Annotated in this window: 26 protein-coding genes; 11 read left to right on the forward strand and 15 right to left on the reverse strand. The window is 49.8% G+C overall.

The genetic code is table 11. The features are described 5' to 3' along the window. Position 1: 1 nt before the first annotated feature. Positions 2-2,725 carry an ABC transporter permease gene (locus ACYU8Y_RS22040; protein ID WP_460940268.1) on the forward strand — a complete coding sequence of 908 codons (2,724 nt, stop codon included), beginning with the start codon at positions 2-4 and terminating at the stop codon, positions 2,723-2,725. Positions 2,726-2,741: 16 nt separating this feature from the next. After that, complete coding sequence (locus ACYU8Y_RS22045) at positions 2,742-3,029, forward strand: hypothetical protein (protein ID WP_460940269.1); 288 nt, start codon at positions 2,742-2,744, stop codon at positions 3,027-3,029. Positions 3,030-3,191: 162 nt separating this feature from the next. On the opposite strand, the gene ypfJ is transcribed toward ACYU8Y_RS22045, so the two are convergent. Beyond that, complete coding sequence (gene ypfJ, locus ACYU8Y_RS22050) at positions 3,192-4,043, reverse strand: KPN_02809 family neutral zinc metallopeptidase (protein WP_460940270.1); 852 nt, start codon at positions 4,041-4,043, stop codon at positions 3,192-3,194. Positions 4,044-4,136: 93 nt separating this feature from the next. Continuing rightward, the gene (namA, locus tag ACYU8Y_RS22055) at positions 4,137-5,207 is read right to left on the reverse strand and encodes an NADPH dehydrogenase NamA (protein ID WP_460940271.1); all 1,071 of its coding nucleotides are present in this window, start codon (positions 5,205-5,207) and stop codon (positions 4,137-4,139) included. An 81-nt stretch (positions 5,208-5,288) separates the two neighbouring features. Between namA and ACYU8Y_RS22060 the strand changes: the two genes are divergently transcribed. Further along, positions 5,289-5,492 carry a DUF6582 domain-containing protein gene (locus ACYU8Y_RS22060; protein WP_460940272.1) on the forward strand — a complete coding sequence of 68 codons (204 nt, stop codon included), beginning with the start codon at positions 5,289-5,291 and terminating at the stop codon, positions 5,490-5,492. Between the two features lie 16 nt (positions 5,493-5,508). Further along, positions 5,509-5,571 (forward strand): hypothetical protein, encoded by a 63-nt coding sequence (locus ACYU8Y_RS22065; RefSeq protein ID WP_460940336.1) that lies wholly within the window; start codon positions 5,509-5,511, stop codon positions 5,569-5,571. Between the two features lie 72 nt (positions 5,572-5,643). Here the strand turns inward: ACYU8Y_RS22065 and ACYU8Y_RS22070 are convergent, their stop codons facing one another. Both ACYU8Y_RS22070 and ACYU8Y_RS22075 read right to left on the reverse strand, forming a co-directional pair. Further along, positions 5,644-5,928, reverse strand: coding sequence for a hypothetical protein (locus ACYU8Y_RS22070; protein WP_460940273.1), 285 nt, complete (start codon positions 5,926-5,928; stop codon positions 5,644-5,646). Between the two features lie 125 nt (positions 5,929-6,053). After that, positions 6,054-7,124, reverse strand: coding sequence for an SDR family NAD(P)-dependent oxidoreductase (locus ACYU8Y_RS22075; protein ID WP_460940274.1), 1,071 nt, complete (start codon positions 7,122-7,124; stop codon positions 6,054-6,056). A gap of 153 nt (positions 7,125-7,277) precedes the next feature. Here ACYU8Y_RS22075 and ACYU8Y_RS22080 point away from each other — a divergent pair, with 153 nt between their 5' ends. Continuing rightward, positions 7,278-8,579 (forward strand): T9SS type A sorting domain-containing protein, encoded by a 1,302-nt coding sequence (locus ACYU8Y_RS22080; RefSeq protein WP_460940275.1) that lies wholly within the window; start codon positions 7,278-7,280, stop codon positions 8,577-8,579. Between the two features lie 150 nt (positions 8,580-8,729). Beyond that, the gene (locus ACYU8Y_RS22085) at positions 8,730-9,497 is read left to right on the forward strand and encodes a cupin domain-containing protein (RefSeq protein WP_460940276.1); all 768 of its coding nucleotides are present in this window, start codon (positions 8,730-8,732) and stop codon (positions 9,495-9,497) included. A gap of 35 nt (positions 9,498-9,532) precedes the next feature. Here the strand turns inward: ACYU8Y_RS22085 and ACYU8Y_RS22090 are convergent, their stop codons facing one another. The 3 genes from ACYU8Y_RS22090 to ACYU8Y_RS22100 form a co-directional block, all read right to left on the reverse strand. Further along, a complete protein-coding gene (locus ACYU8Y_RS22090) occupies positions 9,533-10,444 on the reverse strand; it encodes an alpha/beta hydrolase (protein ID WP_460940277.1) in 912 nt (303 codons plus the stop codon). A gap of 168 nt (positions 10,445-10,612) precedes the next feature. Then, complete coding sequence (locus ACYU8Y_RS22095; RefSeq protein WP_460940278.1) at positions 10,613-11,068, reverse strand: YybH family protein; 456 nt, start codon at positions 11,066-11,068, stop codon at positions 10,613-10,615. A gap of 103 nt (positions 11,069-11,171) precedes the next feature. After that, positions 11,172-11,858, reverse strand: a complete 687-nt coding sequence (locus tag ACYU8Y_RS22100) for a YMGG-like glycine zipper-containing protein (protein WP_460940279.1) — start codon at positions 11,856-11,858, stop codon at positions 11,172-11,174. Positions 11,859-12,153: 295 nt separating this feature from the next. Here ACYU8Y_RS22100 and ACYU8Y_RS22105 point away from each other — a divergent pair, with 295 nt between their 5' ends. Further along, a complete protein-coding gene (locus ACYU8Y_RS22105; protein WP_460940280.1) occupies positions 12,154-12,651 on the forward strand; it encodes a DinB family protein in 498 nt (165 codons plus the stop codon). A 96-nt stretch (positions 12,652-12,747) separates the two neighbouring features. Here ACYU8Y_RS22105 and ACYU8Y_RS22110 read toward each other — a convergent pair whose 3' ends face one another. From ACYU8Y_RS22110 to ACYU8Y_RS22120, 3 genes are all read right to left on the reverse strand, one after another. Beyond that, positions 12,748-13,881 carry a T9SS type A sorting domain-containing protein gene (locus ACYU8Y_RS22110; protein WP_460940281.1) on the reverse strand — a complete coding sequence of 378 codons (1,134 nt, stop codon included), beginning with the start codon at positions 13,879-13,881 and terminating at the stop codon, positions 12,748-12,750. Between the two features lie 138 nt (positions 13,882-14,019). Further along, positions 14,020-15,162, reverse strand: coding sequence for a DEAD/DEAH box helicase (locus ACYU8Y_RS22115; protein ID WP_460940282.1), 1,143 nt, complete (start codon positions 15,160-15,162; stop codon positions 14,020-14,022). Positions 15,163-15,250: 88 nt separating this feature from the next. After that, positions 15,251-16,588 (reverse strand): DEAD/DEAH box helicase, encoded by a 1,338-nt coding sequence (locus ACYU8Y_RS22120; RefSeq protein WP_460940283.1) that lies wholly within the window; start codon positions 16,586-16,588, stop codon positions 15,251-15,253. 75 nt (positions 16,589-16,663) lie between these two features. Here ACYU8Y_RS22120 and ACYU8Y_RS22125 point away from each other — a divergent pair, with 75 nt between their 5' ends. The 4 genes from ACYU8Y_RS22125 to ACYU8Y_RS22140 all read left to right on the forward strand — a co-directional run bounded on the left by ACYU8Y_RS22125 (position 16,664) and on the right by ACYU8Y_RS22140 (position 20,746). Then, positions 16,664-17,989, forward strand: coding sequence for a DEAD/DEAH box helicase (locus ACYU8Y_RS22125; RefSeq protein WP_460940284.1), 1,326 nt, complete (start codon positions 16,664-16,666; stop codon positions 17,987-17,989). A 193-nt stretch (positions 17,990-18,182) separates the two neighbouring features. Next, positions 18,183-19,364, forward strand: a complete 1,182-nt coding sequence (locus tag ACYU8Y_RS22130; RefSeq protein WP_460940285.1) for a cystathionine gamma-synthase family protein — start codon at positions 18,183-18,185, stop codon at positions 19,362-19,364. A gap of 28 nt (positions 19,365-19,392) precedes the next feature. Then, positions 19,393-20,448, forward strand: coding sequence for a class A beta-lactamase (bla, locus tag ACYU8Y_RS22135; protein WP_460940286.1), 1,056 nt, complete (start codon positions 19,393-19,395; stop codon positions 20,446-20,448). Positions 20,449-20,491: 43 nt separating this feature from the next. Continuing rightward, on the forward strand, positions 20,492-20,746 hold the full coding sequence (locus tag ACYU8Y_RS22140; protein WP_460940287.1) for a hypothetical protein: 255 nt from the start codon (positions 20,492-20,494) through the stop codon (positions 20,744-20,746). 54 nt (positions 20,747-20,800) lie between these two features. Here the strand turns inward: ACYU8Y_RS22140 and ACYU8Y_RS22145 are convergent, their stop codons facing one another. From ACYU8Y_RS22145 to ACYU8Y_RS22165, 5 genes are all read right to left on the reverse strand, one after another. Next, on the reverse strand, positions 20,801-21,487 hold the full coding sequence (locus ACYU8Y_RS22145) for a hypothetical protein (protein ID WP_460940288.1): 687 nt from the start codon (positions 21,485-21,487) through the stop codon (positions 20,801-20,803). Beyond that, positions 21,484-21,864, reverse strand: a complete 381-nt coding sequence (locus ACYU8Y_RS22150; RefSeq protein ID WP_460940289.1) for a GntR family transcriptional regulator — start codon at positions 21,862-21,864, stop codon at positions 21,484-21,486. The genes ACYU8Y_RS22145 and ACYU8Y_RS22150 overlap by 4 nt, the downstream gene beginning before the upstream one ends. 2 nt (positions 21,865-21,866) lie before the next feature. After that, positions 21,867-22,703 carry a hypothetical protein gene (locus tag ACYU8Y_RS22155; protein ID WP_460940290.1) on the reverse strand — a complete coding sequence of 279 codons (837 nt, stop codon included), beginning with the start codon at positions 22,701-22,703 and terminating at the stop codon, positions 21,867-21,869. Next, positions 22,700-23,572, reverse strand: coding sequence for an ATP-binding cassette domain-containing protein (locus ACYU8Y_RS22160; protein ID WP_460940291.1), 873 nt, complete (start codon positions 23,570-23,572; stop codon positions 22,700-22,702). Before ACYU8Y_RS22160 ends, ACYU8Y_RS22155 begins: the two co-directional genes overlap by 4 nt. A gap of 159 nt (positions 23,573-23,731) precedes the next feature. Continuing rightward, on the reverse strand, positions 23,732-24,064 hold the full coding sequence (locus ACYU8Y_RS22165; RefSeq protein WP_460940292.1) for a hypothetical protein: 333 nt from the start codon (positions 24,062-24,064) through the stop codon (positions 23,732-23,734). Positions 24,065-24,124 lie beyond the last annotated feature (60 nt).

Here is a 24,124-nt window from a genome sequence, read left to right on the forward strand (position 1 = left end):
CATGGCTAACCGCGCTCCTACTCCCCCCGCCTGGGCCGATCGACTACTAACCTGGCTCTGTCCGCCTGCCTTGCAGGAAGAGCTATTGGGCGATCTGCACGAGCAGTTTGCCGATCAGGTTGCCCAGTTTGGTGAACGAAAGGCGCGCCAGTTTTACAGTCTGGAAGTTTTGCGATTCATACGCCCTTACTTCCTCCGCCGACGGGCGACCCGTTTTACGAAGCCATCAGCTAATACGAAACTAACCATTACTTCCCGCTACGGACCCAGCGCGTATTCTCAACCTTCATTTTTACATCCTGCTATGCTCAGTAATTATATCAAAATCGCTTTTCGGAACCTCTGGAAAAGTAAAGGCTATGCGGCTATCAACGTAGTTGGCTTATCGGTCGCCTTCGTCATCAGCATTTTTCTCTTTCTAACCGCTTATTTCCACCTCAGCTACGATTCATTTCATACGGACGGTGACCGCATTTACAAAGCGAATCTCTTTTTCAATAACCCTGATAAAGCGATTTACTCGGGCACATTGCCCCTGCCCTTCACGCCAACCCTAAAAGCAGAATACCCCGAGATAGAAGCCGCAGCGCGCCTGATGAACGGCAGCAATGTGGTCGGGTACAAGGGAAAATACGTCGATAAAAATGTCATGTTCACCGATCCTGACTTTTTGAAGATATTTTCCTTTCCTTTACTTAAAGGGAACAGGGCAACGGCACTCAATGACCGGAGCAGTATCGTTATCAGCCAGAGCATGGCAAAGGCTGTTTTCGGTAACGAAGATCCGATTGGGAAACGGGTAATGCTGGGCCGGGACAATAACGCAAAAGAATTTACGGTCAGTGGCGTACTAGCCGATTACCCGGATAACTCGTCTATTCAATATGACGCGTTTATTCAAATAGTCAATGCCGATAACTATCAGACAGATAAGGACAAATGGGATGCCATGTCGCATGCTGCCTACGTCAAATTGTCCCCCAGGGTGAGTCAGGCAACGGCTGAAAACCGGTTTAAATCCTTTGCCGCAAAATATTTCTCCGGCGACATCAATAAGCTGAAAAAGCAAGGGGCCAAGCCTGACGAGCGGGGTGACCTGTTCGCCATACGATTACAGCACTTATCTGATGTTCATTTTGGCACGGAGATAGGAGGTAAATCGGGGTCATCAATTACGCTGGTATACGCCCTGGCGGGTATTGGCTTTTTCATTCTGCTGATTGCCTGTATCAACTTCATTAACCTAAGCATTGCCCGGTCGTTTATCCGGGCCAAAGAGGTAGGCGTCCGGAAGTCGCTGGGGGCGCTTAAAACGCAGTTGTTCGCGCAAATATGGGGGGAGGCTGCTCTTATCTGCTTTATTGGATTTCTGGTTGGAATGATCCTCACCTATCTTTTCCTACCCGCTTTCAATACGACGTTTCAGGGGAAAATCACCCTCGACTACATGCTGCAACCCGACAAACTGGCAATCATACTGGGCCTCTTTGGTCTGGTAACGTTGGTAGCGGGTGGGTATCCGGCCTTGCAGATGTCGAAGTTTAACGCCGTTGATGTATTAAAAGGAAAGATAACCGTAAAGCGGCCTGGCTTCCTGCGTAACTCACTCATCGTTACCCAGTTCACCTTATCGACCTTACTCATTTGCTGTACCATCATTGCCGTGCAGCAAGTACGCCATATGCGTGAGCAGCCCCTCGGCTTTAAGAAAGAGGAAGTTATCAGCATTCCCGTGGGCAATCAGGAAGATGGCCAGCAGGTCCTCAGACGCATGCGCAATCGGCTGGCCAGCGACCCAACCATTGTCGCCATAACCGGCAGCAGTGTGAACCTTGGCCTTGGCAAGGATAGAAGTACCTCGCGATCGGTTATGGGCTTCACGTATAAGGAAAAAGAAATTTCGACCGACTGGCTGCAAATCGATTACGATTACCTCAAGACACTCAATATTAAGCTATTGGCGGGTCGTGAATTTAGTCCAGCCTACCCGTCAGATACACTGGATCGGGTGGTCATTACGGAAAGTATGGCCAAAATGATCGGCGAGAAAGATCCAGTAGGCAAGTACTTCCAGACCGACACCGCGGGTGTGAAATACCAGATTATCGGCCTGATTCCGGATTTCCATTTGTATTCGTCGAAAAGCGAGAAAAAGCCGATCACCATGTACCTGGCCCATTCGCAACCTGTCAGCTACATCTTTGTTCGGGTAGCCCCGCACAGTCTGGCAGGCTCGATGGATAAGTTGAAAGCCGTATGGAAAGAAGTGGCTCCCAAGTCGGAATTCATTGGATCGTTTATGGACGAGAATACCAATGCCTGGTACAAAGGGGAAGAACAGCTCTCGAAGATTTTCAGCCTTGCGTCGAGCATAGCGGTTTTACTGTCCTGCCTGGGCCTATTTGCCGTTGCGCTGATGGTGATTGAGCAGCGCACCAAAGAGATCGGCGTTCGTAAAGTACTGGGAGCCAGCATACCCAACATCGTTTTCATTCTCTCGCAGGACTTTGTGAAACTCGTTGTTCTGGCCATCGTTATCGCAACACCCCTGGCCTGGTTTTTTATGCAAAAATGGCTGGATGACTATTCCTACCGCATCGAAATAAGCGCCTGGGTGTTTATTCTGGTGGGCCTGTCAGCCATTTTTATTGCCCTCGCTACGGTCAGCTTTCACAGCATCAAAGCGGCCCTGATGAACCCCGTGAAGAGTTTACGAAGTGAATAAACAAATTCAGTTTTGTATGAAATACCTGTTTAGTTGCTTGCTTATCTGCATTGGCTTAACCACAGTGCCCCAGCGTTCAGTAGCGTCGAACCTGCGAACGCGGATTTCTGACGATACCAAAACCCTTTCCATTCAGTTGGATGGAAATCAGGATGGCCGTAAAATTCAGTTTAGCCAAACGTTCAATGTGGCCGGCATGAACCCCGTTCAGAAAGAATTGCTCCTATATCGCGCCTTCAGATCGGCTGGTGTTCCTGTGCCTATTCACGAGATACCCTGGCTGGTTTTGGTCCTCTTTGCCTGATTGTTTTCAGTACGTCGTTGCTCATCGTGCGTTACCAGACCAGGCAACGCAAATTAATCAAGACCAAACTGGTGTAGGTTTCAGGCAGCATCCGGTTCATTCGTTATGCATAAAAAAGCCGGTCCACATCTGGACCGGCTGTACTAATAAAGCATGCTTTCTCTACTGTAAGTTGGCGTCTTCGCGGCTATTGAAGGTATCGCCCTGATTAATATCGCCGGTTTTAAATCCCTTTGAAAACCAGTAGACCCTCTGGGCTGATGTTCCATGCGTGAACGCATCGGGCACTACCGTTCCGCGGGTTTCCTTTTGAATACGATCATCACCAATGGCGTTGGCTGCCGTTAAGGCACTCTCGATATCATTCTTATCCAGCTCAATCGATTTCCCCTGCGCCTTGTTAGCCCACACGCCCGCAAAAAAGTCAGCCTGCAATTCCAACCGAACCGACAGTTTGTTTTGCTCCCGCTCACTTAGCTGCCCTCTTAGCCCGTCTACTTTGTCCATAATACCCAGTTGCTTCTGTACATGGTGCCCGATCTCGTGGGCAATAACGTAGGACATGGCAAAATCACCGGGCACATTGAACCGATCACGAAGTTCATTATAAAAGGACAGGTCAATGTAAACTTTCTGGTCGGCCGGGCAGTAAAAGGGCCCCGATGCTTCAGAAGCCGTACCACAACCTGATGTCGTCGCCTGATTAAACATAACCAGCGTTGGTTTGCGGTACTGAGATCCCTGATCGGCAAAAATTTTAGTCCAGACGTCTTCTGTACTGGCCAGTGTCTTCCGGGTGAAACTGGCGGCTTCTCCTTCAGCCTGCTGGTCGGCAGGTGATGTTGCCTGAGTGGGTGAAGCCTGATTCAGTACTTCTGTTGGGTCGCCACCCAGCAGCATCACGATTACAGCAATGACAACTGAGCCAATGCCGCCCCCAACAAGTAAGCCGCCACCACCGCTTCCCCGGCGATCTTCGACATTATCACTTTCACGTCCTCCTAACCAACGCATGATTTTTTTTAGTTAAATGGTGATTATGCAAATTGACTTCCGCTGGCAAGACTACTGTTTCCAGTGGCAAAATGTTTAGCCCGTGCTAGGTAGTCACCGGGGTTTGGCTCGCTCATACTGTACAGGCCACTCGATTTTGTCATCCAAATGATGGGCGGCATGCAACGGAAAATACGGATCGCGCAGAAACTCGCGGGCTAATAAAATTAAATCAGCCTGTCCGGTTGTCAGGATTTGCTCGGCCTGGCTGGCCGTTGTGATCATGCCAACGGCCGCTGTCATAATGCCGGTTTCCTGCTTGATACGCTCAGCGAAAGACACTTGATAGCCGGGGCCGACCGGAATTTTTGCGTTTGCGACGTTGCCGCCCGTCGACGCATCAACCACGTCGACGCCTTTATTTTTTAGAATACCCGACAACGTTACAGAGTCCTCAATAGTCCAGCCACCTTCGGTCCAATCCGTTGCCGATAATCGGACAAACAGCGGTAGCGTGGATGGCCACACCGATTGGACGCGCTCAATAACCTCGAGTAACAAACGAATACGATTTTCGAATGAACCACCATAAGCATCGGTACGCTGATTGCTCAACGGCGACAAGAACTGGTGGAGCAGATAGCCATGAGCCGCATGAAGCTCAATAACCTGAAAACCGGCCGCTAACGAACGTTGCGCAGCGGACGCAAAGTCGTTCCGCACTTTTTCAAGACCTTCTTCAGTGAGGGCTAGCGGTTCGGGCGCATCGGCCACGAACGGAACAGCGCTGGGGGCAACGGTCTGCCAACCGTTTTCTTCGGTCGGGAAAATCGCCTTCCCTCCCTCCCACGGGCGTGGCGTACTAGCCTTACGACCGGCGTGGGCCAGTTGAATACCCGCAACGGAGCCATTCTGCTGAATAAACTGAGTAATTCGTCTTAATCCGGGGATGTGCTCATCTTTCCAGATACCCAGATCATTTGGGGAGATCCGCCCTTCGGGGGATACGGCTGCGGCCTCGGTTATAATCAGCCCGGCTCCCCCAATGGCGCGGCTGCCTAAATGCACCAGGTGCCAGTCGGTGGAGAATCCGTCCTCACTGGAGTACTGACACATGGGCGAAACAACAAGGCGATTTTTGAGCTGGATACTACGGATAGAAAGCGGACTGAACAGAACAGACATACTCGTTTTGAAAGATGTTACTAGCTATAAACATTCAATCTCGATTATCGTTAGAAATAGCCCAACAAAACCTCGACAAGGATGGCTACTGATTCAAAAATTGATCAACGGGATGAGGTTAACTCCAAAGAAGGCGAGCGTACATACAGTGATGCGAACGGTCCGGCGCTCCGGTTCGCTGACCGTACGAATAAGAAATATCCAATCGACACGCCCGAACACGTTCGGGCTGCGTGGAACTATTGCACCGGCGACCCGGATCAATCACAAAGACAACACGGCTAAATACGATGAGGTTGATGTGATTATAGAGTGCATCAGAAAAGCGGCCAGAAAGCATGACGTAACCATTGACGAAGACTGACTTATCTATGCCAACAAAAAACGCCCGGCTCTGAAAAGCCGGGCGTTTTTTGTTGTAAAGAAACAGGATTGATTAAATCTTTTCTTTCACAACTTTAACGTCTTTTTTGGCGCGGTCTTTTATCAGTTCACCTTCTTTTTTCACCCGATCTTTGCGGGCTGCCTTGAGGGCTTCCTTATCGCCAGTCATTTTAGCGGCTTCCCGTTCTGCTTTATTGGCTTTCAAAGCGGCTTTGTCGCCAGCAACTTCTGCTTTCGCTTCAACAACGTCTGCCTTCTTTTTCAGTTTGCTGTCCTGCGCCTGAGCAACGCTAAAGGTCAGGGCAAGTGCAGCGAATGCAATAAGTACTTTTTTCATAATCGTAGTGGCCTGTGGCCTTTAGTGAGTGATTATTCCTGGTAATTTCCTAGTCTAATCAGGAATATACTACTTAACGAATCTTGAGTAGTCTTGTTTAAATCAACCCATTCTTTAATCTAACCTTAATCTATAACCTCGTTGTTTCGTTCGGCGGCCTGATCGGTCAGTGTGGTTAATACAGACTCCGACAGGGTCGTTTCGCTATCTTTTCCCAGGGCCTTTTTTTCACCGATTCCACCGGGGTCAGGCAACATCCCGTTCACGATAGCCATTGTTTCGGCTACCAGGTTGGGAGCCAGTCCCTGGAGGGCCACCCCTATTTTAGCCGGTAAGGTAATAACGCGCACAGCTTCACCATACCGACAGGCTTCTACGATTTCGCGGGCGGCCTCCGTTGATCCCATCGTCAGGAACGGAATTGAATCACTGACCTTGAAAGCCGCGTATTCTTTTTCATTCTGCCCTTTAAAAATAGCATTGCGCGGACTACCCGTTCGCATCAGGCCCGGAGAGACGGTTGTTACATAAATGCCTTTGTTCTGCAACTCAGCCCTCAACCCTTCCGAATAGCCTACCTGCGCAAATTTACTGGTTGAGTAAGGCATCAGATGAGGAACCGACACCTTACCGCCAATCGATGTAATATTCACAATTCGCCCCGCTGACGTTGATTGGCCCGACGCCCCCCGGCCAGGCTGCTCAGCACGGGCCAGCATATGTGGCAGCACGGCATTGGTCATGTAGAAGGTTGCCCAGAAGTGAGTCTCCATGGCATACCGGAAATCATCTTCTGTCGCGTGTTCGTAGGGAGTCACGATGATTGTACCTGCGTTATTGATAAGCACATCAACCGGTCCGATGGCCTGCCGGACGTTTTCGGCAAAACGTTCCACCTGAATTTTATTTGTCACATCGCACACTTCCGTATAAACAGCAGTGCCGAATTGAGCAAGTTCATCTTCAGCCCGATCGAGTTCATCGGCATCCCGGGAACAGATTGCCAGGTTGGCCCCTTCCTTTGCCAGGAGTCGGGCCAATTCCAGACCCAATCCCCGAGACCCGCCGGTGATCAGGACGGTTTTATTGCGAAAATCGATTTTACGTTTCTGAGCCAATGCGGCTTTAATGGCGGTCCACGCGCCTATACCGGCAAGTCCCCAAAGTAAGGCTTTCGTTTGAATTGATGCATTCATGATTCATTCCTATCGTTGAACTACCATAACTGCGGTTTGGCCATAAGGTTATGTCTAAATGGCAACATCTCCCTTACTAATCATTTTTATAAATTGTATAACTATCTATATTTATCAAATCAAAAGACTAGCTTACTAAATGCGCTCTAAACGATGAAACATCTTTCCTCCTCTATACTGGTTGTCTTTTATATTTTTATTGCCCAAACTGGCGTCTTTGGTCAGTGTACGATACCCACACTACCCAGTTGTGCAGGCTGTTCAAACCTCACCGGCAGCAATCTGAATATCACTTCCGGGACTTACTGCGTCACTACATCCATAAGTAATCTGAATCTGAGCGGATCAGCCGTGATATGCGTATCGGGAGCCGGTCAAATTAATGGAGGCAATGTGAATGGCGGTACCGTTATTTACAATGGCAGCTCGGCGACCAACCCATTAAACGTTAACATTGGAGGGGGCACGCTACGAATTAGAAACAATCTTACACTGACCAATTTGACATCTATAAACGGATCATCCTCTGTCATTGTTGAAAACAGTGCTACCCTGACTGTCAGTAATATAGACATAAACGGCACCCTATACGTTGATCAGGGGTCAACCCTGTACTCAACGGGTAATTTTGGCATTAATGGCAATGGACGTGTGTGTTTGAACAATGGCATTGTCAACACGAACCAGTTCACTAAAAATGATCAGGTCAACTCTACGACTACCTCCAGCAGAGGCTGTTATACTGTTCGCGGCAGTGTTGGCAATTTCAATCAGGTACTGACAAACAACAGCAACATAAGCGTTTGTCTGCCCGGCGCTGCTCCTACCCCCAATAAGTTTGGTAGCGCTACGGTCAATCCTAATTGTTCAGGCTCGTCGGCGGGTGGGGGCTGCTTCGCGGCATTACCCGTTCGTCTGACAATGTTTCAGGCGCAATCGTTTGGTGAGGGAATACGTCTGAACTGGACTAGTTCATCAGAGCAAAATTTCGATTATTATCAGGTTGAGCGTAGCACCGATGCCATTGGCTTCGAGGTCGTGAGCCCCCGTATTGCCTCGCTTGCCGAGCAGCCAGGTGCCCGTCGGTATGAATGGACAGATATTGATGCCCGAAGTAATACGTTTTATTATCGCCTGAAACAGGTTGACCTGGACAACACGTATACCTATTCAAAAATTATCAGTGTTGCCTTTACCAGTGATGATAAACTAGCCAGCATACAGCCGAATCCGTTTTCCGATGAATTGACGATTACCCTGAGTACGCCGATAAACGGAACGTGCACCATTGAGCTATACTCGGCTGAAGGCAAACGATACGCATCACTTTCGGGTGAAAAAAGCGAACCTACCCTTGTTCGCACGATAGCGACCGCTGGATTCCCAACAGGTTTTTATTTCACAAACATTCGCATTGGTAATCAGCATTTTATGCATAAAGTGATCAAACAGTAAGTACAAAAACAGATCACTTGCTCAATCCCAGCGCCAATTCCGTTCTGCTGTTGGTTCGAATTGCAGGCGAGCAGAGGTCATGTCGAAACGAGTAAGAAGTATTCATTCCCGTTTCTTGACTTTAACCGGTTAAAGTCAACCCGTTTGGTCATGATCCTACGCATCGCCTGCTTTACTATTCTTGTGCTGACAGCCCGATTTGCCTTTCCGCAATCCGTCGAATCGGGTGTGTATTTATGGGCGCAGACAACGGTGACGAAGAAACCTACTGCTGAACAGCGAGTTATCCTCGACGGCTCTTCGATTGACTTTAGCCATATCAACATACACGCAACAACGCTTCTGCCCAGGCAGGATCCTCACCCGGCCCATAAACATGATGATGAGGAATTGATCATTGTCAAAGAAGGTAAGTTAACGATAACCATTGCCGGAGAATCGAAAACGCTGGGAGCAGGAAGTGTTGCGCTTTTTATGCCGGGCGATGAACATGGTTTCGAAAATAAGGAAGACGCCCCGGCAACTTATTACGTGATGCGTTATACAGCCAAAGAACCGGTGGACAGCGAGCGGGGCCAGAAGGCGGGCGGTTCATTCTGGATCGAGTGGAACGATGTAGTTTTTCAACCACATGACAAGGGCGGCATCCGCCGAATGTTCGACCGGGCAACGGCTATGACAAAACGGTTTGAGATGCATGTGACAACTCTTAATAAAGACCTGTGGAGCCACCCACCACATACGCACCGGGCAGCCGAGATCCTACTGATGATCGATGGTTCGGCTCAGGAAAGCATCGATGGCAAGCGGTATCCGGCAACCGTTGGCGACCTCATCTTCCTCGAATCCAATATTCCGCACGCGATTCAGAATACGAGTCGGGGAAGTTGCACTTATTTCGCCTTTCAGTTTGAGTGAAAAAGCTTACAAGTTTGGCATTCAATATCAAGCAATTACCTTTTCACCGCCCCAACAAAGTTCAGCAAGTCCTGGTAAATGACATTGTGCTGCCAGAATAACTGGGTCACCATGGCGATGTGCTTTTTACCGGGCAAAACCTTGTACTCATGCTTTACCTGATGCGTTAAAAGCAACTGATGAAACCGTTGCGAACTGCCGGTGATACTTGGGTAGGTACGTCCACCCGAGTACATCAACATAGGGGGCGTCTGGTTATTAACGTGATACATGGGCGACACAGTCCGCCAAACGGCCGGGTCTTTTCCATACGGAATCAAGTACTGCTGGTCGTTGGGATATTCCATTTTAGTCAGGTAATCGAACATATCCAGTCCGGCCGCATCGTCCAGAATAGCGCCTTTCACCGGATTCGTAGCCATACCAAGCTTCGTGAACAGTTGGTTATCGGTAGCCAGCAAAGCGGCCAGCCCACCACCCGCCGAATGCCCCATCACGAAAATACGATCCGGATCTCCACCGAAATCGGTAATGTGCTGGCTAACCCAACGAACAGCCAGAGCACAATCATCGGCCATAGCAGGAACCAAAACAGCGGGCGAAAGCTGGTAGTTGATAATGACCGCTACAACGCCCTGCTTTGCCAGCCGACGTCCAATAAAGGAGTAGATATTTTTGTTGCCACTATTCCAGTTGCCTCCGTGAATAAACACAACTACGGGAAGCCTGGTCGTGGCAGCTACCTTTTTCGGCGCATAAACGTCCAACAAATGCCGTTCGCGATCGCCACCCGGCGCGTTTGTCGTTACATAGGCGATGTCTTTGGTACGTCGGCTAGGGCGGGCGATGGCATACTCGTTAACCAGCAGCAGCACGGTAACGACAAGAAACAAACCGGTTGGGATCTGCCAGAGCAGTCGAAGAAAAAGCATGGTAATAAATCTCATCCGTAAGGCTGTAAACTAGCCAATTTTGATCAAACTGTGTGTATCGTTGAAACGGAAGAACAGCCTCCGTTCGGCAGTGAAACGAATAGCACTACGCGCGGGCCGGAACGGAAAAAACCTGCGCTCCCACAGGTTTTTTCTTCAATTAGAATCAGCTGTTCCGTTCCCTTAATTTTTTACCTGTACGGGCAGGTCTTCTAACTGCGCGTAACTGAGTTTCCAGTTGCCATCATCGCCTTTTTTCCAGAGAAGGATAAAATTTCCCTCCCCAAAGCCCCGTGGCTGATTTGGAACATCCGTGATTACGTCGACCGCAAATGTGCCTGCCTCGTAAGCCGTACGCGTATCGGTTGCCGAACTGACAACGTTGGTCTTCAGATTAGCTAATGTCGGCAGCGTGGCCTGTACCCATTGCTTGGCTACATCAGACTTCCCTTTGTAATGAACGTTGCCCTGAAGAAAATCGACGTCTTCGGCGAGCATAGACGTTATCTTGTCGGCATTTTTATTGTTCCAGGCATCGATGAACTGCCGGTTAAGATCCTGAACATTAACGGCTTCGCCGGATGGCGAGCAGGCACTAAAAAGCACAGAAATGAGTGCTATTCCAATGAACGATTTCATACTTGTAGTTAATAACGTTGGTGAGAGAAAAAGGGCTACCTGCCGGGCAGCGTATCTACAGAAACGCGCCCGGCAACTAGTATAAAATTTGTTTGCTGATTATTTACCAGCTTTTACGTCTGTATTCAGACGTGCCATACGGCGCAGAAGGGTCGCCATAGGTTTCATTTTCCAGATAGCCTGCACTGATCGTAGCGGCCGCCATGTTTGGGTGAGCGGCCAGCATCGCTACGGGCTGGACAACACTTGGTTCTTTAATGGAGGTTGCCGAAGTTGCCCCAGCGGACGTTGCCGCCACAGCGGGTCTGCTTTCAGCGACTCTGGTCTGTCCGGCGGCTCTGGCAGCAGCATTACGTTCGGCTTCAGCTCTGTTCGCGGCAGCAATACGAGCTGCTTCTTTATTTTTGTTGTCTTTGATCTTACCAATGGCATAGCCAGCCGCGCCACCAGCTACCCCCCCAATGACACCCCCGACGACACGATTTCGTTTGTTGATAATGGCCCCGGCCGCCCCGCCAACGCCCGCGCCGATAGCAGTACCTTTCGCTTGGGGGCTCCAGCGTTTTTTACCCTGTTTGCCAATGGCATAACCGCCAGCTCCTCCTACTACGCCACCGATTACACCGCCGACGGCCCGGTTCCGTTTATTGATGATAGCGCCCACGGCAGCACCGGTACCCGCACCGATTACGGCTCCTTTTGCTTGTGGACTCCATGATTGTGCGTGCACTGATTGGCCAAGTATACTGGTCACCAGGAGCAGTAAGGCCATATTTCGAATCGTTTTCATCGCGTTTCTTTTTTGGTGAGAAATAAATGTATATACATCTTGTATACATCTTGCAATCAACTTAGCTTGTCAAGCTATTGTTTGTTCTCAGACCAATCTGCATGCTTTTAGTTTAATTTATCAGTCAATTCCAGTTTACATTTTCTTTTGGTGTTTGGCCAAAAACCCTTCATTACAAAACGCTTAAACAGCTTTTCCCCATCAATTCGGGCAGCAAAAATTCGTGAATGACTGCTGACATAGGGCTGTCAATGCCTGGCTTTTACGTTGCATCCTCCCCTAAACCCAAAAGGCTATGTCACTGATTCAAATGCTGGTAGAAGAAATGCAACAGGACGCGCAGATAATGCAGAAAATGCTCGAAAGAGTACCGAATGACAAGTATGGCTGGCAGCCGCATCCTAAAAGCATGACCATCCGGCAACTGACAACGCACATTGCCGAACTGCCTTCCTGGGTTACACTGGCCCTGCCAACTGAGGAACTCGATTTTGCGACGAGCCCCTATTCGCCCCAAACGGTCAACGACACAACCGAAGTGCTCAATCTGTTTGACCAGTCGCTGGCTGCTGGCAAGTCGTCACTTAGTCAGACTACAGACGATCAACTGGAGCCTGTCTGGACGCTCCGAAATGGGGATGAGATGCACAGCCAGACAACTAAAGGCGAAATGATTAGAATAACGTTTTCCCAAATTGTTCATCACCGGGCACAATTGGGCGTTTACCTGCGGTTGCTGACTATTCCGATTCCGGGCAGCTATGGCCCCAGCGCTGACGAAATGACCGTTTAAGGATGGCGCCAACCTGCCTCTAACCCATAAGGCGTGTCTAGACTTTAAGCCTGGGCACGCCTTATATATAGGAAGCCACTTTCCGTAAAAGACCTTTCAGTTGATCAGAACTTTGCGTTTTTCCCCCTTTATGTCCAGGAAATAGATACCCGGCGGCAACGAGGCATTGGTGGAAATGTCAAGCTTTTGACGACTCTCCCTTTCGACTGCGTGAATAGGCATTTCAAGGCCAGAAGGCGCGTAAAAACGAATATCAGCCTTATCTAAATTCTGTCCGGAAATTGTAAATGTACCCTTGTTCGGGTTGGGAAAAATAGCGAGTACTTCCTCCTGCCCGTCAGACCAGGTACGAACACTTATTAATTGAGAGGTAGTTGTCTCGCCATTCCGATCTTTTTGCTTTAACCGGTAATAATACGTTAGGCCCGGTAGCACCTCTTTATCGGTGAACTCGTAAACCGCCTGCGTTTTCGAGCTGCTCCTTCCATCAACAAACCCAACCCCTTCGAAACTTTCGGCATTCAGACTTTTCTGTACCTCAAACCCCAGATTTTCCTTTTCCCAGGCGGTAATCCAAGTCAATGTAACGCCATTTTTGCTGGCCTTTCCCGTAAACGATACCAGGTTGACGGGTAAGGGCGAGGTGCCGTTCAGCGTGACATTGTCAACGCTGAACGTTCCCGTTGTCCCCGAAGCCGGCCCTGTTCCCAGGTCGGCCCGTTGCGTGCCGTATGGATAAAAACGAAAGGTTAAGGTCGTGCCGGGCGGTACCGAAAAATCGGTAAAATCCCACGTTGTGGACGCTCCGGATGTTGGCGTTTTTGGGGCAGCTCCCCAGCTCGTAGACGTAGCAAACCCGTCTGTACTATAACGAACTTCTAGCTGGTTAGGCGCACTGTTACTGGCATCCCGTACAAAGCTCAGCGAAGCCACAGTCAACTGGGCGTTCGCATTAGCGGTTACGGAAAACTCAATGTAGGAGGAGTTATTGATGCTGGCGGTATTGTTGAGCGTTGCCGAATTGAACACACCCATTGAAGAACTACACGTCACCATACTTCGGGTGAAAGGCGTGCCCGTAGCATTGGTTGATACAACCGGCGTATTGCCTTGGGTTGGACAGGCTCCGGCTCCCGTAAATGTATTACTGTAAATAACCTGACCAAAGCTTACGGCTGATATGGCAAGCAGCAACCCTGATAAAATCCAACCTTTGTAGAATGATCTCATACTGAAAGACAAGTTACATTAATTACGATTAGGTGTAATAATATGAAACTTGTTTTAGTAATCAAAAGACTTTAGGCGTTTCTATGAATCGGTCGATATACTGCTGAATTGCCGTAGACTGCCCTAAATACGTTTCGTTCAATAGCCCATCAAATCCAGGCCTTCGGTGTCAAGTAGCGCAACGCGTTTTCCCATCTTTTTCTGGATGATTTTAAAATGGTGTTCATCGTCCGGACCAATCAGCGAAATAGCTTCGCCTTCCGCTTCAGCGCGGCCAGTTCGACCAATACGGTGAATGTAATCTTTGGGCGAGCGGGGCAACTCGAAATTGATCACATACGGCAATAACTGAATATCGATTCCCCTGGAAATCAAATCCGTAGCAACAAGAACGGTTAACCTGCCCGCTTTAAACTTAGTCAAGGCATCCGTTCGGGCACCCTGTGTTTTGCCGCTGTGGATGGCGGCTGCCTGAATTCCATTTTTCGTCAGCTTTACAACCAGATTATCCGCCGTTCGGGTAGAAGAAACAAACACCAGGACCTGCTTCATCTGTCCCGATTTGATTAAGTAGCGCAGAAGGGGACCTTTCCGCTCGGGGTCAACCCGGTAAGCGATCTGCCTGATTGAATCAAGATTCTGTTCTTCCTCTACGACTTCGATTTTGACGGGATTTCGCAGCAAAGCCGCGTTGATATCCTGAATCGCGTCACCCAGGGTCGCCGAGAACAAAATCGTCTGTCGACGACGCGGTAAGCGATCGAAAATACGCTCCATCTCCTCTTCAAAACCAAGGTCCAGCATCTTGTCGGCTTCATCCAGCACGAGTATGTCGACTTCCGTCAGTTGCAGCGCGTTTGAGGCCATTAGGTCCAGCAAACGGCCGGGGGTGGCCACCACGATTTCAGCATCCCGCAAGGCTATCATCTGAGGATTGATGGATACGCCACCATAAACCGCCACCGTTTTTACCGGCCGCGGCAACGTCTCGCCGAAAACGTGAAAAACCTCGGCAACCTGAACGGCTAATTCACGCGTTGGAACAAGTACCAGTGCGTTGACAAACCGGTTCCGGGCAACGCTTTTTCGCTGAAACAGTTCCAGAATGGGCCATACGAAGCTTGCTGTTTTACCAGATCCCGTCTTGGCAATACCCAGAATATCCTTGCCCTGCAAAATAGCCGGTATGGCCTCTGCCTGAATGGGATACGGTTTCGTATAACTCTGGGCGCTGATTGCTTTTAGAAGTGGCTTCGACAACCCAAGCGATGAAAATGGCATAATTGATTTGTGAATAGGGAGGAGCCTGTATTCCCCGGCTTGTGTCCTCACAAACCCTGGGGCAATTCAATTCGACTGAAAATTTACCTTAATCCCGTTTCTTTTTGCCGCTCCGCTTGATGGGACGGCCGTATTTCAGCATCTTTTCGGCAGCAATATCACGCCGGACATTGACCTTTTTATTTTTGTCGATCTTCTCGTGAAAAGCCGGACCCACGTCGTCGCGACGGGGCGGTTTAACCTCGATGGTCTTCATGTAAACCTTAGGCTTTTCGTCGGCCGTCAGTTCATCGGAGATCACCAGATTTTCGGGTAAAGGCAGTACAGGTATCGGCTGATTCATCAGTTGTTCGATAGCTGCCCGCTGTTCGTTGGCACTCTCGGTGATAAACGAAATCGCAATGCCGGTTCGGTCAGCCCGCCCCGTTCGCCCAATCCGATGGATGTAGTTTTCGGGTACGTCGGGCAGGTCGAAGTTGATCACATGCGAAACGTCGTCGACATCAATACCCCTGGCAATAATATCGGTGGCAACCAGAATACGGTACGCTCCGGCTTTGAATTTATTGACTGTTTCGAAGCGGTAATTCTGCGCTTTGTTGGAGTGAATAACGCCCACCTGATCAGGGAAGCCCGACTCCAGCTGCTCATACAGCTGATCGGCTAAGTGCTTGGTGGCCACAAAAACCAGCACCTTCGTCATCACCGCATTCCGGTTCAGGAGGTTGGTCAGCAGGTTGATCTTCGTGTAGAAATTGGGAACGAGGTAGGCCGACTGGTCAATCTTATCGAGCGGAGTACCCGTCGGCGCGGCTTCTACCCGAACCGGTCGGTTAAAATAGGCATTCACCAGTTGATCGACGTCGTCCGTAAGCGTAGCCGAAAACAGCAGATTCTGCCGTTTGGGCGGCAATAAGTCCAGTATGATTTTTAGCTGCGTCCGAAATCCCAGATTCAGCATTTCGTCGAATTCATCGATGACCAGTTTCTTGATCGCTTTGGTTTTCAGTATTCCATTCAGCATCAGATCAGCCAGCCGGCCGGGGGTGGCTACCAGTACATCCAGCCCTTGCTGAATCTCCACCGTCTGTGCTTTCATGTTCACACCACCATACACGCCCACAACGGTCAAATTCATATAGGAGGTCAGCTTCTTAACGGCTTCGACCACCTGAACGACCAGTTCGCGCGTGGGCACAATGATGAGCAGTTGGGGGAGCCGGTCTTTGGAAAACTGAACCTGCCGGAGAGTAGGTAATAGATAGGCAAATGTTTTACCAGTTCCGGTTTGCGCGATTCCGCACACATCCTGACCGGACATGACGACCGAGAATACCTTTTGCTGAATAGTTGTGGGCGTTGTATAACCCAGATCATTCAATGCATTCAGCAGGGGTTTGTTTAAATTCAGTTCGTCAAATGTCATAGCCTTTCCCATCAAATAGAATACGAAGGTAAGTCTAAGTTTAGTAGCCCCCGCATTTTGAGTTACTTTTACAGGATGATAAGCCCTCAGCAACAAGCACAAATTCTGACAAGCCTCGGCATTTCGGCCCTGAATCCCATGCAGGAAGCCGCTCAAAAAGCGATTCGGCAAGACAACGATACTTTCTTGATTGCGCCCACTGGCTCGGGGAAAACGGTGGGCTTTCTGCTGCCGCTGCTCGACTTGCTCAAGCCCGATCAAACGAAGGTACAGTGTCTGATTCTGGCCCCTTCGCGTGAACTGGCGATGCAGATCGAGCAGGTATGGAGAAAAATGTCGACCGGCTACAAAGTGAATGTGTGTTATGGCGGGCATCCGGTCGAAACCGAAATTAAAAATCTGAGCAATCCCCCCGCGGTGCTGATTGGTACGCCCGGCCGCATTGCCGATCACATCACCCGGCGCAGTTTTTCGCTGGACGGTATTCACACGCTGGTGCTGGATGAATTCGATAAATCGCTGGCGCTGGGCTTCCACGATGAGATGGATTTCATTGTTCACGGACTGCGAAACCTTCGCAAACGCGTACTCGTCTCGGCGACTTCGGGCATCAGCATTCCTGACTTTATCCGACTTAAGTCCCCTACGAAACTTACATTCTCGGCTGAAACCGACGAACAAACCGGACTGACAACCAAGCTGGTTTACTCCGCGTCGAAGGATAAGATCGACGCCTTGTTTACGCTGCTCTGTTCCCTGCATTCGGAGTCCGCTCTGGTTTTCTGCAATCACCGGGACGCATCTGAACGAACCAGCGAGATGCTGGCCGAACGGGGTATCCACTCGCTCGTGTATCATGGCGGCATGGAGCAGGCCGACCGGGAACGGGCGCTGATTCAATTTCGGAACGGCAGTACCCGCTATCTGGTCACGACGGATTTAGCCGCCCGTGGGCTGGACATTCCCGAAATGAAGCACGTCATTCACTACCATTTGCCTTTGCAGGAACACGAGTTTACGCACCGCAATGGCCGAACCGCCCGAATGCACGCCACCGGAACGGCCTATATTATTCTCTCCCGAGATGAAACGCCACCAGCTTATCTGGCAACCGACGCGCTCGAAGAGCTTCAGCTGCCCGCTGCAGCCAAGCTACCGGAGCCACCCGACTTTGTGACCCTTTACATTAGTGGGGGCAAGAAAAATAAACTAAACAAAGTCGACATCGTTGGCTTCTTCGCTCAGAAAGGCGGCCTCGAGAAAGGTGATTTAGGGCGTATCGACGTGCAGGATTTCATCTCTTTTGCCGCCGTAAAACAGGAGAAAGTCCAGTCGCTACTGGCTAGAATCAGTCAGGAGAAGATGAAAGGCAAGAAGTACAAGATTGAGGTCGCCCGCTAATCGAAGACCGTCATTTTACGCTCTCTTTGCGAGGAGCCTGCTTTAGCTATGAACAAATTACTATGAATTAGGTAGGTATTGTCCCCTTCACGGTACGGCTGATCGTCTTTTTCTGTAATATTACCTTCTTGTCAATTTCTGGCCTTAGCGTATCAAGTTATGCGCCAACAACATACAACCTACACAGTCTATAATGGATTTTTCAGCTTACCAAAAAAGCACAGCCTCGGTATGGGCTGGTGAAACCGATCACTACAACGACGGTGCCGTAACAACCCCTATCGTAAAGAGCGTCGCCTTTTCCTACAATGACCTGGACGAATGGCACAACGTGGCAACCGGGAAAGCAGAGGGCTATATTTACAGCCGCAATACCAATCCCACCGTACACGTACTGGAAGAGAAAATCCGTATTCTGGAAGGTGCCGAAGCGGCTACGTCGTTCGCCACAGGTATGGGCGCCATTAGCAATACCTTATTTGCCCTGCTGGGACCGGGCAAACGAGTGGTGTCACTCAATGATACCTACGGCGGTACCAGCCGACTCTTCCTCGATTTTCTTCCCCGGTATCAGGTGAACGTCACCCTCTGCAACACCACCGACTTCGATAACCTCGAAACTGAAATTGCGAAAGGTTGCGATGTTCTTTACCTGGAAACGCCCACCAATCCTACTCTGAAAATTGTCGACATAGCCCGCTTGGCAGCGGCCGCGAAGAAAGTAGGGGCGATCACTGTTGTCGATAATACGTTTGCTACGCCTATAAACCAAAATCCGCTGGCACTGGGCGCCGATCTGGTTGTGCACAGCGCGACCAAGTTTCTCGGGGGGCATTCCGATGCCATGGGCGGTGTGTTATGCGGGACCAAAGCCCTGGTTGAGAAGGTATTTCAGTTTCGGGAAATCAACGGGGCCAGCCTGCAGGCCGATGCGGCTTATATGATTGCCCGAGGCATGAAAACGCTGGAACTACGGATTGAGCGGCAGAACGCATCGGCCCTCACCATCGCCAAACACCTGAAAGCGCATCCAAAAGTGAGCGACGTCTTTTACCCCGGTCTGGAGACTCACCCAGGCCATGCGATCGCCAAAGCGCAAATGTCGGGCTTCGGTGGTATCATGAGCTTTTCATTGCATGGCAGCTATGATAATGTAAAGAAATTTCTGCCAAAACTCCAGTTCGTGCATCTGGCCGCTAGCCTGGGCTCCGTCAGTACCCTGGCCGGACCGCCAAGAACCACGAGTCATGTCGAACTAACCGAAGAACAGCGTCGGCTACTCGGTATCCCGGAAAGCCTGATTCGGTATTCTGTTGGCATTGAAAATGTCAGCGATCTTCTCTCTGATTTAGATAATGCACTGGCCATTTTGTAAAACTCACCTAGCTTTCATAACCCAGCAGATGAAATCAACTCTCTCAAAACTCTTCTTCCTCTTTATCGGGCTTTCGCTGCTCATCAACCAGTCAGCAACTGCCCAAACTAAAACCAGCACAAACGCGAAAACGGATATAGCCACGCAACGACTGCAGCAGGAGCTGGAGCGTATTGCCGGGCTGGCGAAGGGAAAGGTTGGCATTTGTGCTCTCCATCTCGAATCGGGCAAACAGGTTAGCCTGAATTTACAGGAACGCTTCCCGATGGCCAGTACCATCAAAGTGGCCATTGCCGTTCAGCTTTTTACGATGATCGAGAAAGGCCAGCTTTCCCTGATGACCATGGTCGATCTGCAACCATCGGACCTGCATCCGGGCAGCGGTACGCTGGATGTTCTGTTCGCGAAACCCGGTGTTCAGTTATCCGTCCAGAATCTGCTGGAACTCATGATGGTTATCAGCGACAACTCCGCTACGGACATTTTGCTTCGTCTGGTGGGTGGTCCGCAAGCGGTTCAGAACCGGGTGAAAGCACTGGGCATTCAGGGTATGTCGGTTGACCGTACCATCATCCAGCTATTGGCCGACCTCGACGGCATCATCCTTCCGCCATCCGACAAATGGACGCTCGGTTTCTACGCTAAATTAGACAGCGCCACCACACCAGACATGAAACGGGCAGCTGCTATCAAACTAAAAACCGACCCGCGCGATACATCGACTCCGGAGGCTATGGTCAATTTGTTGACGCAAATCTACCGGGGAACGGCCCTCAAGCCCGAGAGCCGGGCCTTATTACTGGGCGTCATGGAACGGTGCCGGGGTGGAGCCGCCCGACTGAAAGGCTATCTACCACCGTCTACGGTTATCGCCCATAAAACCGGTTCGCTGGATGGCAGCGCTACAGACGACGTGGGGATTATTACGCTACCCGACAATGCCGGTCACATAGCCATTGCCGTTTTTGTGGGTGATTCGCCCATGCCGCTGGCCGAACGCGAGCAAACAATAGCCCATGCCGCCCGGAGTATCTATGACTATTTCTTGTACCAATCGCCAGCCATCGCGACCTCAGTCCGGTAACATCGTCATTGAATTTTGTTAAGAGTAACAAAACTCAATGACGATGAAGCAAGTACAATGGTTTATGGGGGCGATGTACATCCTTATGGCACTGGCCATCATCGTGCATACGGGCGGAATAACGGATAGCAGTGGGTCGAGTACGTCACTTGTTCTGTTATTGATCTGCGGCATCATGGTGCTGCCTCCCATCACCGAACGGTTTCCTTTTCTGAAATGGTTGATATGGTTCGCGTTCATTGGCGGCTTCTTTTTCATGCTGGGTGCTTATCCAAATGGTAAAAGGAGCCCCCATTGAAATCAACGACACGCCGATACTGACGATGATACATTCGTCAGTATCGGCTCTGGCCTATTTTAACCATTTCAGCGCCTGGCCTTTTACCTGTATCTCAGCCTGGGGCGAAACGGTCTTGGTGAAGGCATCAACCTGACTGTTATTGAGCTGCAATCCGCTCGAATCAGCTACTACGGCCTGTAACGATTTATACTGATCGTTACCAAGCATGGCAAAGCTATTTTGAGCAACAGTTAGCCTAAAGTGCTCCGAAACAGTTACTTTATGCGTGCGTAAACGGCTTTGAGTCAGTGCAATAGTGAGCGAATCGGCAGAGAAATCAGATAACGTTAGCCGTGCATTTTCAACGGTTAACGTTTGAAAGCTCGGTACTCTCAACACCAACCGAACCCCTAATTCGCGACTGGCATCAGCCTGTGGCGAATTATGATAGCCACTATAATCGGGCGTAAAGGAAACAAAAGCGGTATCGCCCTGCAATCGGACCCGATAAAACTTGACTTCATCGGGCGCAATCAATGCCTGCGGTTTACTGGTCGTTCTGGCAACGATAACTTCGCTGGCTGGTGTGCCTGTCACTACCCAGTGGTGGGCGTCCGGCAAATCCCGTTTTCCGAAATCCTGATAGGCGTTATGCCAATCCATTCCATCATATTGCTGCTTGAGCAATAGATCTGTCGCCACCATTCCGGTTAGGGTTACGACCGCAATCAGGGCGAATAGTATATGACTTACTTTCATAATTTGGGTTGATAGTGGTTTGCAATGAACTGTTGGTAACGCGTCTCGATCTCCGATAAGTCGATCCCCAACAGGTACAGGTTTTTGAAGAAAACAGGCAGATCATTTTCCAGAAATTGTTCGCGCCGATACAACTTGATCTGTTCTTCAGCACCATCCGTCGGAAAATAGCCAATACCCCGTTTGTTGCTGATGACGCCTTTCTGACTCAGGAAATCGTAGGTCCGCATCACCGTGTTGGGGTTCACTTCCAGTTCAGCGGCCAGTTCCCGTACCGACGGAATCTTCTCCCCCACTGGCCAGCGCCCTAGCAGCACCTGCTCGCTGACATGCTCGGCAATTTGCAGGTATATGGCTTGTTTATCTCGAAAATCCATCGTTATACCTCCCGTTCTTTAAGCCGAAAATAGGCCATGATGTATAAAAAGACCACGACCATACTACCCACTGCGTAGCTAATTTGATTACCAATCGGCTGAGTCATTCTAATTTTTCGATAGTGGTACTGATCCGTAGGTGACTGGGCGATAGCATCCGAAAAAGGTGTATTACTCCGAATACTGCCGGAATCGGTCAATACTTGTAAAAAATAGTTGTTGGCTAAGAAGCCAAAGATTAGCAGGGCAAAAGCTATTATAACCACCAATGGCATTGTATACCGACGAATAAACAAGGCAAACGATAGTGTGAACGAATGTAGCAGGGCCGTAAATACCCATAACTGGGTCGGGACGCTACCAATATTCTTTTCGCTGAAAATCGATTGTATTGTGTAAAGGCCACCCTGCATTCGAATCATAGCGACTTGCTCTGGTGTCCAGTGGCGATTATTGACAATCGAAATGCTTATGGCATCCATTACACCAAAAGCTGATAAATACACAACCACAAACCCAAGCCCTGAAATAAGCCAGATCAGCGCAATTTTTTCAACCTGTGATGCTGGTTGCATCAGATAAGTAATCGCTCGTTCTTTTTGATTCAACACCGCCGTTTGCTGTACGGTGAACACATACCAGCAAGGCCAAACGAATAAAAAGAACAATAAATTACGCTGCCTGTCAACGGCAGCCGGGGAACCCTGATACGCAAATACACAGGCAACAAATAAAGCACTGACAAGCAACCCAATGTTTGCCAGCAACTGCCCTCGATTGTCGGTAAAGTACGTTCGCAACAACCGTCCAAAGCGGCTTACTGAAAAGGTCTGGTTCATACGTTTGATAAAGCTGAGATGGAGGAAAACAATTGACTAATGCGCGCTGGCTCAGCCTGTACGGTATTAAATAACCGCTCCAGATCCAGTCGGCTCGATTCGCCCAGTGGATTTTCAGCGACGATAGCATAGCCGCCCACGGCTCGTTCGGAATATAGGATTGACCTGTTTTTCTCCAGTTCAGGCACCAGGCTAAACCAGAGCCGGGCCGTAATTTCCTCCACACTTGCTTTGAGTGCCACGGTCATGTGTGAACGCGAGCGCTCGGCCAAAATGATGATGGGATCGATCAGGGTTTCGAGATCACGAACCTGGTGGGTTGAAATTAGGACCGTGCGGTTCTCATCGACCGCACCAGCTACCATTCGCCGAAACTGACTTTTTGAAGGAATATCCAGCCCATTCGTTGGCTCATCCATCAGGAGTACGGCGGTGTTGGTAGCCAGGCCAAACCCGATGAGTATTTTCTTTTTCTGACCATACGACAGCTCGTTTAGTTTCTGATTGCCGGTCAGGCCAAACTCGTGGATGTAACCCGTCATCTGCATGCGATCGAAGCGCGGGTAAAAAGACGCGTTCGACTCCACAAACTGCCGAATCCGTACCGGAGGCATATAAAACTCCTCCGGCACTAGAAATAGATCTTCCAGAAAAGCAGGCTGGCGATTCTCCGGCGTATAGGGGCCAACCTGAATAGCGCCCGATTTGGGGTACAACAAGCCAGATAACAACTTCAGTAAGGTTGACTTACCAGCACCATTCGGCCCCAGCAAGCCATAAATGGAACCCGGCGTCAGCGTTAAATTCAACCCTTCATACAACGGCTTACCTCGCTGGTAGCCGAACGACACATCGCGAAACTCGATCATAAAATTAAGGCGCTGTAGTGTATTAGATTAATAGTACACTACAATGCTGAGATTTTTATCGATATGAGTCAAGCGTTTACTCAATTTTATTTTCGGGCATAAAAAAAACCTCCCACAAGGAGAGGCTTCTTTATTTCTGACGGTCGACCTGTTGACCCATTATTGATTCGACGACTTAGGCGTTTTTTTCTTTGCTTTCACATTCGATGGCCCAGTGCGCACGCTGCTGTTGGCATCTACTTTGGTTGTACCCCGGTTAGAACCAGCGCCATTCGCCTGAAGTTGGTCGTTAGTCAGCCCAGTCCCGGTCGATGCGCCGTTAGTTCCATCGTGGGTATTGGCTGCCGATGGATTTGAGCGAGCGGCATCGGTAGATGAGATGGTACCGCTAGACGATTTGTTCGTGGTCGAGCGGCTGGGTTGTTTCTGCTGAGCGGCCGCGGTTCCGGCCAGTACCAGCGTTAAGGCAAGGGTTGCGAGTGAGTTAATCATTAGTTATCTCGTTAACGTGAGTTTATACTACCAATAACTCGCTCGCTGTCCATGAGTTTT

The organism is Spirosoma humi (assembly GCF_054776575.1).